This window comes from Hymenobacter nivis (genome assembly GCF_006439025.1).
In the GTDB taxonomy this organism is placed as follows: domain Bacteria; phylum Bacteroidota; class Bacteroidia; order Cytophagales; family Hymenobacteraceae; genus Hymenobacter; species Hymenobacter nivis_A.
In genome coordinates this window covers 72,514-87,146 of sequence record NZ_RCYZ01000010.1, presented here as the reverse complement: position 1 = coordinate 87,146, position 14,633 = coordinate 72,514, and the positions used below count along the sequence as shown (strand labels likewise).

General features: G+C 66.3%; 12 protein-coding genes. 5 read left to right on the top strand and 7 right to left on the bottom strand.

Annotated elements, in window-relative coordinates:
* The first annotated feature begins 28 nt into the window (after positions 1-28).
* From EAH73_RS20180 to EAH73_RS20170, 3 genes are all read left to right on the top strand, one after another.
* Complete coding sequence (locus tag EAH73_RS20180) at positions 29-724, top strand: hypothetical protein (protein ID WP_140469243.1); 696 nt, start codon at positions 29-31, stop codon at positions 722-724.
* Positions 725-769: 45 nt separating this feature from the next.
* On the top strand, positions 770-2,101 hold the full coding sequence (locus tag EAH73_RS20175) for a M20/M25/M40 family metallo-hydrolase (RefSeq protein WP_140469242.1): 1,332 nt from the start codon (positions 770-772) through the stop codon (positions 2,099-2,101).
* Positions 2,102-2,198: 97 nt separating this feature from the next.
* Positions 2,199-2,897: a hypothetical protein gene (locus EAH73_RS20170; RefSeq protein WP_140469241.1), complete on the top strand. Its 699-nt coding sequence runs from the start codon at positions 2,199-2,201 to the stop codon at positions 2,895-2,897.
* 231 nt (positions 2,898-3,128) lie between these two features.
* Here the strand turns inward: EAH73_RS20170 and EAH73_RS20165 are convergent, their stop codons facing one another.
* From EAH73_RS20165 to EAH73_RS20150, 4 genes are all read right to left on the bottom strand, one after another.
* Entirely contained in the window at positions 3,129-3,881 is a 753-nt protein-coding gene (locus EAH73_RS20165; RefSeq protein ID WP_140469240.1) for an SDR family NAD(P)-dependent oxidoreductase, read from the bottom strand.
* A gap of 93 nt (positions 3,882-3,974) precedes the next feature.
* Positions 3,975-4,919 (bottom strand): helix-turn-helix domain-containing protein, encoded by a 945-nt coding sequence (locus tag EAH73_RS20160; protein ID WP_140469239.1) that lies wholly within the window; start codon positions 4,917-4,919, stop codon positions 3,975-3,977.
* A 217-nt stretch (positions 4,920-5,136) separates the two neighbouring features.
* The gene (locus tag EAH73_RS20155; RefSeq protein ID WP_140469238.1) at positions 5,137-5,616 is read right to left on the bottom strand and encodes an META domain-containing protein; all 480 of its coding nucleotides are present in this window, start codon (positions 5,614-5,616) and stop codon (positions 5,137-5,139) included.
* Positions 5,617-5,686: 70 nt separating this feature from the next.
* On the bottom strand, positions 5,687-6,517 hold the full coding sequence (locus EAH73_RS20150) for a transporter (RefSeq protein ID WP_140469237.1): 831 nt from the start codon (positions 6,515-6,517) through the stop codon (positions 5,687-5,689).
* Between the two features lie 135 nt (positions 6,518-6,652).
* Here EAH73_RS20150 and EAH73_RS20145 point away from each other — a divergent pair, with 135 nt between their 5' ends.
* Positions 6,653-7,543, top strand: coding sequence for an alpha/beta hydrolase (locus tag EAH73_RS20145; protein WP_140469236.1), 891 nt, complete (start codon positions 6,653-6,655; stop codon positions 7,541-7,543).
* Positions 7,544-7,622: 79 nt separating this feature from the next.
* Entirely contained in the window at positions 7,623-8,792 is a 1,170-nt protein-coding gene (locus EAH73_RS20140; protein WP_140469235.1) for a hypothetical protein, read from the top strand.
* A 20-nt stretch (positions 8,793-8,812) separates the two neighbouring features.
* Here EAH73_RS20140 and EAH73_RS20135 read toward each other — a convergent pair whose 3' ends face one another.
* The 3 genes from EAH73_RS20135 to EAH73_RS20125 all read right to left on the bottom strand — a co-directional run bounded on the left by EAH73_RS20135 (position 8,813) and on the right by EAH73_RS20125 (position 14,565).
* A complete protein-coding gene (locus EAH73_RS20135) occupies positions 8,813-12,214 on the bottom strand; it encodes a UvrD-helicase domain-containing protein (RefSeq protein WP_140469234.1) in 3,402 nt (1,133 codons plus the stop codon).
* A gap of 190 nt (positions 12,215-12,404) precedes the next feature.
* Positions 12,405-13,037, bottom strand: a complete 633-nt coding sequence (locus EAH73_RS20130; RefSeq protein ID WP_140469233.1) for a porin family protein — start codon at positions 13,035-13,037, stop codon at positions 12,405-12,407.
* 109 nt (positions 13,038-13,146) lie between these two features.
* On the bottom strand, positions 13,147-14,565 hold the full coding sequence (locus EAH73_RS20125; protein ID WP_140469232.1) for a glycoside hydrolase family 125 protein: 1,419 nt from the start codon (positions 14,563-14,565) through the stop codon (positions 13,147-13,149).
* Positions 14,566-14,633: the final 68 nt, after the last annotated feature.

Below are 14,633 nucleotides of genomic sequence, written 5' to 3'. Positions count from 1 at the left end.
CCCCTTTATTGCCAACTTAACTCTGCCCATGCGTTACCGTTTGCTGCTGCCGCTGCTGGCCGGGCCCGCGCTCGGCTTTGGGCAATCCACCGGCACGGTGGGCAACAACTACACCGACGTGCTCGACAAGGGCAACAACATCGTGGCGTTCAGCCCGCGCGACGAGGGGGTGCAGGGCAGCCCGCTGCTGCTGGCCGCCTGGACGCCGGCCGCGGTGCTGCTGCGCGGCAATGCCACACCCAAGCTGGCGGCGGTGAAGTACGACGTGGTGCACCAGCAGCTGCGAGTGCGCCGGGCCCAGGGCGACTCGGTGGTGGTGCCCATCGGCCAGCTGCAGGAATTCACCCTGACCCCCGGCGAGGCGCCCCGCCGCTTCGTGCGCCTGGGCGCGGCCGGGGCCCCCGATGGCTTCGCCGAAGTGCTGAGCCCCGGCCCGCACCTGCAGCTGCTGAAGCTGTGGAACAAAGAAGTAGCGCAGGCCCCGGCGTCCAATTCGAGCTACGCCGCCCCCACCACCACCAGCGCCTACGCCGACCGGCCCCGGTACTACCTCCGGGGCCCCCAGGGCCAGCTGGCCGAGGTGCGCCCCAAGCGCGCCAGCCTGCAAGAAGCCCTGGCCCCGTATCCTGCCGCCCAGCAAGCCCTGAAGGCCCGCAAGGGCAGCCTCAACTCCGAAGCCGAGCTGCGCGCCGCCGTCGCCGCCCTCGATCCGCTGGTGCCGTAGGGCTCCGGCGCAACTCCTTGTACCGCGTTTCAATTCATCCTTAACATGTACAAAATACTCATTGCCTGCGCGTTGTTGGGCTTCGTGCTGCCCGCCGGGGCCCAAACAAAAGCCCGCCCAAAGGGCTCGGCCAAGGCGAGCGTTTCGGAAGCCACCGTGGCGCGGGTGCTGAACACGTTGGCTGCCGACGACATGCAGGGGCGCGGCACCGGCCAGCCCGGCGGCGACGCCAAGGCCGCGCAGTTTCTGGCCGGCGAATTTGCCCGCATCGGCTTGCAGCCGCTGCCGGGCCTGGCGGGCTACGAGCAATCCTTCACCGCCTACCAGACCAAGCCCGGCCCGGTAAACGCCATCCTGAACGGCCGGCCGCTGGCGCCGGGCCAGGTGGTGGTGGTGTCGGGGCAGCCTGGCCTGACTTGGCTGAGCGAGGACGCGCAGCCCGCCAAAGTGGTGGTGGTGGGCCCGGAGGTAGCCGAGCGGCGCAAAATGTACGAGCTGCTCACACCCAAGGCCAACACGCTGGTGTTGGTTGATACGGCCCACACCAAGGCCTTCAACCAGCTGGCCGGCCACATTAGCGGGGGCGTGATGAGCGCCGAGCGGCCGGGGCCCTACTCAACGGTGTTTGTGCTGGCCCCGGCCCCGGCCACGTCCACCTACCGCATCAGCGCCAGTACCGCGGTGGAGCCCGTGGCGCTGCGCAACGTTGCGGGGATGCTGCCCGGCCGCGACCCAAAGCGGGCTAAAGAGTTCGTGGTGTTCTCGGGCCACTACGACCACCTCGGCATCCTGAAGGCCGTGGCCGGCGACTCCATCGCCAACGGGGCCGACGACGACGCCAGTGGCACCACCGCCGTTGTGGCCCTGGCCGAGTACTTTAAGCAGAAGAAAGACAACGCCCGACCGTTGCTTTTCGTGGCGTTTGCGGCCGAGGAAAAGGGCGGCTTTGGCTCTCAGTATTTCTCGAAACAGCTCGACCCGCAGCAAGTGGTGGCCATGTTCAACATCGAGATGATCGGCAAAGAAGCCAAGTTTGGGCCCAAAACGGCGTTCATAACCGGCTACGAAAAGTCGGACTTTGGCCCGCTGTTGCAGGAAAACCTAAAAGGCACCGAATTCAAATTTGAGCCCGACCCGTACCCCGCCCAAAACCTGTTTTACCGCTCCGACAACGCCACCCTGGCCCGCCTGGGCGTGCCGGCCCACACCATCAGCACCGACCAGATTCCGACCGACAAGCTCTACCACAGCGTGAGCGACGAGGTGAGTAGCTTGAACGTGAAGAACATGACGGACGTAATTTCGGCCATTGCCCGCAGCGCGCAGGGCATCGTGGCGGGCACCCAAACGCCCACCCGCGTGGCCCTCGAAAAGTAACCGTGGGGCCCCGGCCGGCGCGGCGGGAACGGGCCGGGCGCCGGTTCGCGTTGCCGTGGTAGCTTTAGGCGCTTTCCTCCATTCTTTATTCTGCGCGATGAAATTGACGTTGTTGCTGCCCTTGCTGGGCCTGCCGCTGCTGGGCGCGGCCCAAACCGACGACCAGACCCGCTACATGACCAACGTGTTCAACAGCGGCTTCGGGCCCGTGGCGCGCTCGGGCTACGAGGTGCAGGGCAGCCCGCTGCTGCTGGCCGCCTGGACGCCGGCCGAACTGATGCTGCCCGGCAACGCCAAGCCCGTGTCGGCCCGGGTGAAGTACGACGTGGTGCGCCAGGAGCTGCGCGTGCTGCGCCCCGCCGGCGATTCGGTGGCCGTGTCGGCCGCGCAGGTGAAGTCGTTCACGCTGGCCAGCGGCCTTGGGGCCCCCCGCCACTTCGTGCCCTTCAGCAGCCCCGGGGCCCCCGGTGGCTTTGCCGAAGTGCTGAGCCCGGGCACTAACCTGCAACTGCTGAAGTACTGGGACAAGGTGGTGGAGAAATCGGCCGGCGGCGGCTCGGCCTACGCCAGCACTGCCGTGACGAGCACCTACGCCGACCACGCCAAATACTACTTGCTGGCCCCCGGCGGCCGCCTGGCCGAAGTGCGCCCCAAGCGCGCCAGCCTGCAAGAAGCCCTGGCCGCCTACCCCGCCGCTCTGGCCGCCCTCAAGGCCCGCAAGGGCAGCCTCAACTCCGAAGCTGAGCTGCGCGACGCCGTGGCCGCCCTCGACCCCGTGGTGACAAAGGCGCCGTAGGGCCCCCGTTGCGTTATATTATGCAGGAGCCCCGTCGGTTTTAGGCCGGCGGGGCCCGTATGCGTGAGGGCGGGCGTTGGGTTGAGCAAAGTTGGCGGGCGTAAAAGCGCGGTTTGATGGTTGCCTAGCCAGCTCATGTCCTGAACATAGCAAGGGCGCAGCCACTGGCCGACCCAGCAGCTGCGCCTTTGTGGTCCGCACGGCTGAATCCAGCGGCGCGCGTGTACGGCGCTACAGCATCATCCCGCCCGTTGCTTCAAGGCGCTGGCCGTTGAGCCACCGGGCGGCGTCGGTGCAGAGAAAGGCGACGATGCCCCCGATGTCGTCGGGCTCGGCCACGCGGCCCAGGGCCGTAATCTGGGCCACGTAGGCGCGGATTTCGGGCGTATCCGTCATGGCGCCGCCCCCAAACACAGCCCCCGGCGCTACTACGTTGGCCGCAATGCCGCGGCTGCCCAGCTCCAGGGCCAGGTAGCGCGTGAACACTTCCACCGCACCCTTCACGCTGGCGTAGGCCGAACTTCCGGCGAAAGCAACCCGCGTGGTACCAGAGGAAATGTTGATAATCCGGCCACCGTCGCGTAGTAGCGGCAACGCCTTTTGCGTGAGGAAATACACGCCCTTGAAATGGAGGTTGAGCATCTCATCAAACTGCGCCTCCGTCGTTTCGGCAATGGGGGCGGCGAGGCTGGTGCCGGCGTTGTTGATGAGAAAGTCGAACCGGTCGGTACCGAAGGTGTCGGCTAGGGCCCCAGCGACCTGTGCGAAGAAAGGGTCAAACGTGCTGAGGTCAGCGGCGTTCAGTGGCAGGGCCACGGCGCGGCGGCCCAGGGCCTCGATTTCGGCGACTACTGCCGCGGCTTCGGCTTGCTGGCTGCGGTAAGTTAAGATGACGTTGATGCCTTGCTGAGCCAGTTTCAGGGCCATGTCTTTGCCTAGGCCCCGGCTGCCGCCGGTAACCAGCGCGATTTTGGAAGTACTCATGGGAGCGTGTTTGTGGTGTTGGTTTGAACACGACAAAGGTCCCCTGGCCAGTTACCGGCGGTGTTGTACCCGCCAATCTGCTTTTTGTATAAATCAAACCGGCGCGGTCTCCAGCGTCCGAAAAGCGCCGGGGCTCACGGCGGCGTAGCGGCGAAAAAAGTGCGAGAAGTGCGCCACATCCACGAAGCCCAGGCCGTCGGCAATTTCCCAAAGCGTCCATTCGGACTGTTGCAGGAGCACTTTGGCCTCTTGCGCCAGCCGCCCGCCGATGAGGTCGGTGGTGGTGCGGCCAGTGCTTTCCTTGAGCACTTTGTTGAGGTGGTTGACGTGCACAGCCAATTGATCGGCAAAATCTTTGGCCGTGCGCAGCGGCACGCGCTGCTGCGCGGTGGTGAGGGGAAACTGCTGCTCGAGCAGTTCCACGAAGCGCGAGGCCAGCCGGGCGGCGGCCGAGTGGGCCGGGTGCAGCGCGGTGGTGGGCTGCCGCTTTTGGCCTAGGTGCAGCAGCTCCAGCACATAGGCCCGCAGCAGGTCATACTTGTGGGCGTAATCGGAAGCCAGTTCCTCGTGCATCTGGGCGAAAATAGCCGTTGCTCTCATTGTTTCGGCCGGCGTCAGCTGAAACACCGGGTAGCCGCCGGCCTGGAACAAGGGCAGCTCGTCGGGGGTGCCACCCCCGAGCACGGGCAGCAAAAACTCCGCTGTGAACAGGCAGAACTGTCCGCGCTGCGCCTCGGCGGGCCACCACTCAAATGACACTTTGGGCGTCGAAAACACTAGTGCATCCGGCTCAATGTTAATGGTTTGCCCGGCGTACTCGGTGCGGCTGCGGCTGCGCAAGAGGCTGATTTTATAGAACGAGCGGCAGGCGTAGGGCGTAGCGGGCCGCAGCCGGGTAGCGTCCCAGAGGTCGGCTATATCAAACACATTGAAGTGGCCGACTTCGCGCTGAATGCCCCCGGGCAGCAGTGCGTTCAGGTCGAGGCTGGTGCAGGGAGCCAGTTCCTGGTAGAGGGCGTTCAGCGCAGTGGTCGTCATGGCAGCCGGTTGCTTGTAAGATTCAAAGCCACCGTAACCCGGCACGGGGCGGAAGGTTTGCCAGCAACGGCGCGGTTGGCTTGAACGAAGCGGGTGGAAATAGGGCCTGTTATTCGCCCCGCCAAGGGCGTGGTCCGGGGAATAAGTTACATATGCCCATTTCAGCTCCTGATGCTCACCGGGGCCCTAGCCGCCGTTTGGCCCAGTGGCATAATGTTTAGTGCAAATACACCGCCTCCAGCCGTGCAAGGAGCGCTTGGTCGGCACCGAGTAGACGCAGCGTGTCGCCGCTGAGTTGGTAGGTGCGGGTTTGCTCCAGGGCTTTCATAAAGGCGGTTTCGGTGGGCAGGGCGGGGCAGGCCATGCGGGTGCTCAGCAGGGGCCCAAAGGTGAGCTGGCCGGGCCCCGGTGCCGTGTAGCGGCCCCGGAAGCGGTTGCAAGCCCCGTTGCCCTCGGCCGCGCTGTCGGCGCGCAGCAGCAGGTACGGTTCGCGGCCGTCGGCGGTGGCCGGGGCCACGGGCTGGCCGGCCAGGGCGCGCGGCACCCAGCGGGTGTTGCGCAGCGCCGCGTCGGGGGCGCTGCGGGCGGGCGGTGCGGTGGGCGGCGCGGCGGCCTGCTGGGCCGGGCGGTTTTGGCAGGCCCCCAGCAGCAGGGCGGGGGCGAGGAGGGTCGTCGTCAACCAAAAAGAAAGGCGCATGGCGGAGTGAGGAAGGTTAGCACCCCGCTTTTACGCAAAACCGCGCTTTGCAGAGGAAAAGCCCGCCGCGCTACCGGCCCAGGCGCAGGGCCAGGCCGGCCCCGGCGGTGGCGGTGCCCCCCAGCACGCGGCCGGTGTTTAGGTCGAGGCGCAGCAGGGGCGTGGGGCGCCAGTAGAGGCCGGCCGTGGCGCCGGTGTTCCAGGCGGCGCGGCCGGCGGTGTAGCCTTCCACAAAAAAGCCGGCGCGGTTGCCCAGCGGGCCGTTCAGGGCCAGCGTGCCCAGGAACTGGCCGGCCTCCACGTCGGCCAGGGTGAGGCCCTGCTGGCCGAAGCCCAGGTTGGCCTCCAGGCCGAAGCGCTGGCCGAGCTGCTCGCTCACCAGCAGGCGGGCCGCCGGGGCCCAGTGGGCCTGCTTGAGGGCGGGGGCCCCGGTGCTGGGAATGGCGGTTTCGGCCAGCAGCGCCACCTGGGTGCGGGTGTCGTAGTTGGGCGAGAGCATCAGCTTGGTGCCCACCACCAGCGGGGCCCAGCCGCCGCGGGCCGGGGCCAGCAGGGGCGCATCGGCGGTAGCGGTGGCCGCCGGGGCCCCGGGCGCCAGGCTTTGGTAGGGCTGGCTCACGCGCAGCTCCATGCCGTTAAAAAAGCCGATGCGCAGCGTGGGCGCTACGAGCCAGCCGGCGGCCCCGGCGCGGGGCAGCTGGCGCAGGGCCCCGGCTTCGAGCTGGAACTGGCCGGCGCGCAGCACCTGGGCCGTGACGGTTTGGCCGGGCCGGTCGGCGCGCAGGTTGCGCACGAAGGGTGCGTCCAGGTTGGGGTTGTTTTCTTCCGGCGTGTTTTGGGCCAGGGCGGGGGCGGCGGCGCCCAGCAGGGCGGCCGTGGCCCACAGAGTGGTCGTGCGCATGGGCTGGTTAAGCCCGCCGGGGCCCCAAATGGTTCCGCGGCGGCAACCCCGGCCGGCCCGGTTACGTAGCCGGCCCACTCTTTCGCCTGTTCGCTTCGCATGAAACTCAAATCCTGGTTGTCCGCCCTTTTCCTCATGAGCTTACCCCTGGCCCCGGTGCTGGCCCAGCCGGTGCTGCCGCTCTACACCGGCAACATTCCCAATTCCATTCCGAGCAACGGGCAAGAAAAATCGAACACCGAAGGCAATGGCAACGTGCACGTCACCAACGTAGTGCAGCCTTCGCTGACGGTGTACGTGCCGCCGGCGGGCACGGCCAACGGCACGTCCATCGTGGTGTGCCCCGGCGGTGGCTACGGCTTCCTGTCGATGACCAACGAGGGCACCGAAATTGCCCAGCGTTTCACCGGCATGGGCATCACGGTGTTCATCCTAAAATACCGCTTGCCCAACGACGCCATGCAGCCCGATAAAAGCATTGCCCCGCTGATGGACGCCCAGCAGGCCCTGCGTCTGGTGCGCGAGGTGGCCCCCAAGTACGGCCTCAACCCCGAGCGCATCGGCCTGATGGGCTTCTCGGCCGGCGGCCACCTGGCGGCCACGGCCGGCACCCAGTTTGCCCGGCCCGTGGGGCCCAAACCGGGCCCGGCGTCGGTGCGCCCCGCGTTTTTGATGCTCATTTACCCGGTCATTAGCTTCAGCGACAGCCTGACGCACGGCGGCTCGCGCACCAACCTGCTGGGTCAAAACCCCACCCCCGACCAGAAGGTGCAGTACTCGGCCGACCGCCAGGTGACGGCCCAGACGCCCCCCACGTTCCTGGTGCACGCCCAGGACGATAAAACGGTGAAAGTGCAAAACAGCCTGGCTTTTTACGCCGCCTGCGTGAACCACGGCGTGCCCGCCGAAATGCACCTGTTTGCCAAGGGCGGCCACGGCTTCGGCCTGCACAACGGCTCCACCACCGACGACTGGTCGGAGCGCCTGCGCGAGTGGCTGGCCGCCAACGGGTGGCTGACGCGCTAAGCGCGGCTCCCGCGGCCAACTTATAGGCATAAACGGCGGTTCATCTGTTTTCTTTGCAGCGTTCTTGCCGCTCGTGCCTATGCGCCTAATTTTTTACGCACTACTCAGTTGCCTGGGGCTGGCCAACTGCGAGCAACACTTATACAGCAAGGAGGAGCGCCGCCCCGCGGCGATACCCACGGCCGCAGTGCCGGTGGCCGCGGCGTCGGAGCGGGTGTGGGGCCCGGTGGCGCCCGCGGCCCCGGCGGTGCCCGGCACGGCATTCACCGTTAATGGCCGGCTGCACCACGTAGCCGTGCAAGCCCGGCCCGATTCGGCCCACCCGCTGACGGCGCTGGCGTACTTCTCCGAAGACGACCGGGCCCGGCAGCGCCTGACGAAGGTGCGGGGCTACGACGGGCGCTTCACCTTCACGCTGCGCGACGCGGCCGGGGCCCCGGTGTTCCAGCGCGAGTTGCGCAAGGCCGATTTTGCCAAGATGGGCGCGCCCGACGTGGTGGTGGAAAGCGCCGTGAACAAGCCTGTGTTCTTGGGCTACGCGCCGGCGCTGCAAGCCATGGTGTTCACCGTCGATTTTGGGGCCCCGGAGAGCGACGTGGGCTTCCAGGTGGTGCTGCTGCTCGACCTGGGCGGCCGGGTAGTGCGCCTGAGCGAGGGCCGCGCCCTGAGCGGGGGGCCCGACACCGACCCGGCCCTGGCCGGCAACGGCCGGGCCGTGCTCACGGCCACCGAGGTTTTGCGTCCCGGCCAGCCGCCCCTGCGCCTGGCCCGCCCTGGGGCCGACCTAGCCGGCGCCTTTTTTCTGACCGATACCACCGTGCTGGCCGTGTACGACCCGGGCAAGAACCGCCCCGTACGCTTGCCTGACGGCCTCGTGAACTACGAGCGCCGCGCGACGCCCCAGCAGCTGCAGGCGCCCAACGCGTTTGTGCTGCGCGTGCGCAACGGCCAAGTCGCCAGTAGTTTCCGCTACCACGGCTACTACGAGGGTATGGGCTACAGCGTGCCCCATTTCCGCTTGCCGGCCGCCCACACCTGCTACCTGCTCGACGAAAAGCACGGACTCTCCCTCGTGCCCATGGCGCCGGGGCCCCCCACCACGCTGAAGTTCGCCGAGATGCCCCGGTTTGTGCCCCCGCAAGTAGCCCAGGAGGTGCGGTTCGAACTGCAGGGCGAAGACGCGCAATTTGCCTTCTACGCCGATACCCTCAACCCACGCCACGTGCGCTACCAGCGCTTGCAGGACTAGCTAGGCACTCGCCCGGGGCCCTAAACCGTCACGATTTCCTCGGTTTGGAAGTAATAGATAATGCCCCGCACCTGCTCGTAGCCCAGCTGCTCAAACAGCGTGGCGTAGTTGCGCAGGGCCTGGCGGTGGGCGTACTGCGGCGGCGGCAGCCGGAAATCGAGCAGCGTTACGCGGCGGCCCGTGCGGTCCAGCACCACGCGGTCGGGCCGGTAGGGGCGCACCTGCACGCCGCCGAGTAAGATTTCGCGCTCCGTTTCCACGCTCAAGTGCTCGGCGAAGTAGGGCGCCAGGCGCGGGTCGGCCACCACGCGGCCCAGGCGGGCGGCCAGCTCGTCGCGCTCCTTGGCGCTGATGATGCCCTCGGCCACGAGCTGCCCGGCCACGCGGGGCACGTCGGCCGCGGCCACCAGGCGGCGCAGGCCGTAGTGCAGCTTGCGGTTCCACTCGCTCAGCCGCTGCTGCTCGTCAAAGTCGAACACCGTGGTGGCGTGGCGGCGCAGCTGCAGGCGCTCCTCCCAGGGCGCGGCCCCCAGGTTAGTGAGGGCGTAGGTGCGGGCGGCCGGCGCGGGGCCCCCGGCCAGCGCCGGCGCGTCGGCGCCTTGGGATAGCACAAACGCCACTTGCTCGTCTTGCCACTGGCCCCGGCCCTGCACATAGCCGTGCAACAGGTCGGCCACGGTGCGGGCCGCGGGCAGCGGGGTCCCCAGCTCCTCGGTTTCCGGGGCGGCCTTGGCAGCTTTTTTGGTTTCGGGCCGCTTGCTGAGCACGTACAGCCGGTGCCGGGGCCGGGTGAAGGCCACGTACAGCGTGTTCAGCCCTTCGAGGAAGGTTTTTTCGCGTTCCTCGGCGTATTGGGGGCCCAGCGCCGTTTGCTGCAGGGTGGCGTTCAGGCCCACCACGGCCACCTCGGGCAGGCCGGCCATCGGTTTTTCGGCATCGGCCAGGTGGCCCCACAACAGCGTATTGCGGTGCGGCTCCAGGCTCCAGTCGGCAAAGGGCACGATGACCACGCCGTAGGCCAAGCCCTTGGCCTTGTGCACGGTGGTGATGGTGATGGCCGCCCGGCCGCCCGGTGCGTTGATGCTCACGCGGCCCTTGCGGCTCTCCCAGTCGGCCAAGAAGTTGCCCAGGTTGTTGCCGTGGCGCAGGCTGAATTCCAGCGTCAGGTCGAGGAAGCGGAACAGGTAGTCGCTCTCGCCGTTGCGCCCCAGCAGGCCAAAGAGGTCGATGAGCCGCTCGGCCAACTCGTAGAGGCCCAGGTTGCCGGTTTCGTCCTCCTGCACGTCGTAGCCCAGGGCCCGCAGCTCGTCGAAAAACGGCCGCACGTGCTTCTCGTTGGCGATGCTGGCCAGGTGGCGCACGCGGGCCGGGGTGGGCGCTTCCTGCCGCACCACTTTGTCCACGAGCAGCAACGCCTCGGCGCGGGCCAGCGTGTCGGCCGGCTGGTGCAGCACCCGGAAAATGCTAATCAGCAGGTTCACCACTTCGGCAAATTCCAGCGCCAGCGAGTCGGCCGAAATGATGGCGTAGCCGCGCTCTTTCAGGAACTTGGCCATGATCTTGCTGGCCTGGCGCGTGCGGCACAGCACCGCCACGTCGGCCAGCGCGTAGCCGTCGGCCAGGGCCTGCTCCACTAGGGCCAGGGCCAGGTAGCAGGTGCTTTCCTCGTAGGTGAGGGTGGCGCCGGGGGCGTGGCCGGGCAGCGGCGCGCCGGTGTGGGCGCCCGCCGCGGCGTCGTACTGTTGGGCCGGCGCGTCTTTTTGGGTGAATAATAATTCGACGTGCCCCGGCTGGCTACTGGGGGCCCCGGCGGGCACTTGCTGCCCAAAGTGCGCGTCATAAATGCCCTGCACGAGCGGCAGCTCAGCGTGGCGCGCGCTTACGGCTGCGAAAAAGGAATTATTAAACTCAATGATTTCGCGCGCCGAGCGGTAATTAATTTGCAAGGCTTCGGCCTTCAGCGCGGGCTCCACGGTTTCGTAGCGCAGGCGCAGCAATTCGCGCATTTCGGGCTCGCGGGCGCGGTCGGCCAGGGGCCCCGTGTTGCCCTGGTGCAGGCGCAAAATCTGCTCCATCTCGCCGCCCCGCCAGCGGTAAATGGATTGCTTGGCGTCGCCAACGGCCAGGCTGTCGAAGCCGTTGGCAAGCGTGTTTTCCACCAGCGGCAGCAGGTTGTTCCACTGCAGCACCGACGTGTCCTGGAACTCGTCGATTAATAAATGCTCGTATTTCTCGCCCAGCCGCTCGTACAAAAACGGCACCGGCTCGGTGAGCACAATGGCGGCAATGCGGCGGTTGAATTCGGAAATTAATACTACGTTTCGTTCGCGGCTGATTTGCTCCACCAATTTATTTAATTCGCTCAGCAGCGAAGCGTGAAATAAATACGGCTGCATGGCCGTGAGCAAAACGTAGTTCGGCAAATAATTAGCCCGCAGCGTGTCGAGCGCCGTTACCAATTGCCGCAATGGCTCCTTCACGGCGTCGACGCGGGCGCGGTCGGCGGGGGTCTTTATTTTGCCGCTGTACCACTTGTCGTCGGCCAGCGTAGCCTGTACGTAGCTGTTGGGGCCCGCGCCGGGGGCCAGCAGCTCGGTGCCCTTCTGCACGTAGCCAAAAATGCCGCGCTTGCCCTGGTAAAAGTCGCCCTCCAGGGCCCCGGCCTCGTCGAGCACGGCCACGGCGGCCTCCTGGGCCTGGGTGAAAGCGGCTTCGATTTCGAGCCGCCGGGCCCGCAATTCCTTGTCAATGCGCCGGAAATCGGCTAAATTCAGCTTGCCCAGCTCCGTCACGGCCTCCTGCACGGTTTCGTTGAACAGGGCCCGGCCGAAGGTGGCCAGCTCCTCGGGCAGGCGGCTCCAGCTCTTGCCCTCGTCGGCGCGGCCCAGGGCGTAGTCGGCCAGCGTGGCCGAGAGCAGCCGGGTGTCGGCGTTGCGGTTCACCTTGTCGAGCAGGGCGGCCACGGCGCTTTGCAGCACGCTGTCGGTGTCGAGTTCTACTTCAAAGCTGGCCGGCAAATCCAGCTCGCGGGTGAAGGCCGTGACGATGCGCTGCACAAAGGCGTCGATGGTGCTCACCGCAAAATCAGCATAGTGGTAGAGCACGAGCCGGAACGTGGCCGCCGCCCGGCGCCGCACCGCGTCGGGGCCCAAGCCCAGGGCGGCGGCCACGTCGGTCAGCAGCGCGTCGGGCTTGGCGCCGGCTTCGGGGTAAGCAAAGCGGCGCAGGGCCCCCACAATGCGCTCCTTCATCTCACCGGCCGCGTCGCGGGTGAAGGTGATGGCCAGCACGCGCTTGAAGTACGCGGGGTCTTCGGAGCTGAGGGCGAGGGTGAGGTACTCTTTGGTGAGCTGGTAGGTTTTGCCCGAGCCGGCTGAGGAAGAATAAATGCGGAAGGAGGGGGACGCGGCCGGGGTGCTCACTTAGAAATTATTTTAATTAATACAAACGGTCATGCTGTGCAACGGGTAGAGACGAAGCATCTTGCCTGCTCCGCTAATTATTTACTGCTGCGGGTAAGATGCTTCGTCTCTGCTAAATGCGCAGCATGCGCAGCATAAAGTTTTGTGATAACCACTATGACGGTCTGAATAAATTCCGAAACAGTAATTATTAAAACTTCACGTCGGCGCTCAGCTGCACGGCTTCAAACTTGAATTCGGTGACGGCCGAGCGCTGGCCCAGGCCCACGTGGTTGAGGCCGTGCACGTAGCGGGCCGTGACGCTCAGGCGGGGCCCCAGGAAGTATTCGAGGCCCGCCGTAGCCCCAACACTGCGTTCCTCGGTGTCGTGCGTAATGTCGGTGGTGGTGCCGCCAACTTGCTGATTGGCTTGAATTAATAAATCGGCCTGGGGCCCCGCCAGCACTGCCAGGCGCCGCGAAACGCCGTACTTGAGCAGCAGCGGCAGCGACAAGTAGCGCAGCGTGTAGGTGGTGCCCGTGGCCGACACCCGGCCGCCGAGCTGCGAAAACAGGTACTCCTGCTGCACCGAAAGGCCCCGCTGCCCCACGGGCACTTGCAACGTGAAACCAGCTGCAAACCCGGGCCGCCAACTGGTTTCGACGGGTACGGCCGGCGCCGGGAAGCCGCGGTTAAAGTCAGTATTCGACAGGTTCAGGCCCACCTTTGCCCCGAACCGAACCTTGGTTGGGCGGGCGTAATAATTAGCCTGCTCGGCAGTGGGCTGGGCCACTGCCGCCGACGCCGCGCTGCAGAAAAAGACGGTTAGTAACAGCTGCTTCATGTTGCAAAGAACGCCTGCCCGGCGCCACTGGGGCCCTAAACGCAACGGGCCGGCGCTATTTACAGCGCCGGCCCGTTTGTGAAAGCCGATTAAGTGGTGGGCGTGGGCCCTAGGCCAGCAGCTGCGGCTTTTCCTGGTACACTTTCCAGAGGAATTCGCCAAATATGGTATTGGCCCAGGCAAACCACGAGCGGGTAAATTTCTTGGGGTCGTCTTTGTGGAACGACTCGTGCATGTAGCCCGTGCCGGCGTGGGTGGCCTTGAGGCTTTGCACGCAGGCCCGGATTTCGGCGTCGTCGGTGCTGGTGAGGCCGCGGGTGGTGATGGCGATGGGCCAGATCATGTCCTGCCCCACGTGGGGGCCCCCGATGCCCTCGGCCGCGGTGCCCTTGAAGAAGAACGGGTTGGCGGTGGAGAGCAGGAACTTGCGCGTGTTCTGGTAGACGGGGTCGGTGGCGGGCAGGGCCCCCAGGTAGGGCAGGGCCACCAGGCTGGGCACGTTGGCGTCGTCCATCAGCACCTGGCTGCCGAAGCCGTCCACTTCGTAGGCGTAAATTTTGCCGTGCTGGGGGTGGTCCACCACTGCGTATTTGCGCAAGGCGCCCTCCACCTCGTCAGCCAGGGCCCCCAGCTCGCCGGCGGTTTTGGCGTCCTTGGCCAGGGCGGTCATCATCTCGGCGGCCTGGCGCAAGCTGGTCACGGCGAAGAAGTTGCTGGGCACCAGGAAGGAGTAGAGCGTGGCGTCGTCGCTGGGCCGAAACGCCGAGCAGATGAGCCCCACCGGCCGCACCGGGTAGCCGTAGCCCTTCATGGGCTGGGTGTCGGTGGCGTTGGTGGTGTTGCGCTGGAAGTGATAGGGCCCCAGGGCGTCCTTGCGCTGCTGGGCCCGGAAGGTTTGTAGCGTGGCCTGCACGGCTTTTTGCCACTGCGCGTCGAAGGGCGCGGCGTCGTTGGTTTTTTTCCAGTAGTGGTAGGCCAGGCGGATGGGGTAGCAGAGCGAGTCGATTTCCCACTTGCGCTCGTGCACGCCGGCCTGCATGGCGGTTTGGTCGGTTTTCCACTCGCCCACCTTCGTGTCGTCGCCGTAAAACGCGTTGGCGTAGGGGTCCTTGATGACGCAGCGCGTCTGGCGGTTAATCACGCCAGCCACCAGCTGGCGCAGATCGGCGTCTTTGTCAATCAGCTGCAAGTAGGGCCACACCTGGGCCGAGCTGTCGCGCAGCCACATGGCGTCGATGTCGCCGGTGATGACGTACGTGTCGGGCCGGCCGTTGCGCGCGGCGTAGGTCACGGTGGTGTCGAGCGTGCTCGGGAAGCAGTTCTCGAACAGCCAGCCCAGCTCCGGGTCCTTTACTTTTTTCTTGAATTCGGCAATGGCCGCTTCCACCGCGCGGCTCTTGAACCGGCGCTGGGCCGCCGCGGGCCGCACCACCGGAAACGCCGGGGCCCCCGCGGCGAAGGAATACTGCGTGAGAAAAGCGCTGCCGGTCAGCAGCGTAGAAGCTTGTAAGAAGGCTCTGCGGTTCATAAAGGGAAGTTGATTGTAGCGCAATTGTAGCGCGGACTTTAGCTGCGCTGACCTTCGGTTGTAGTCCG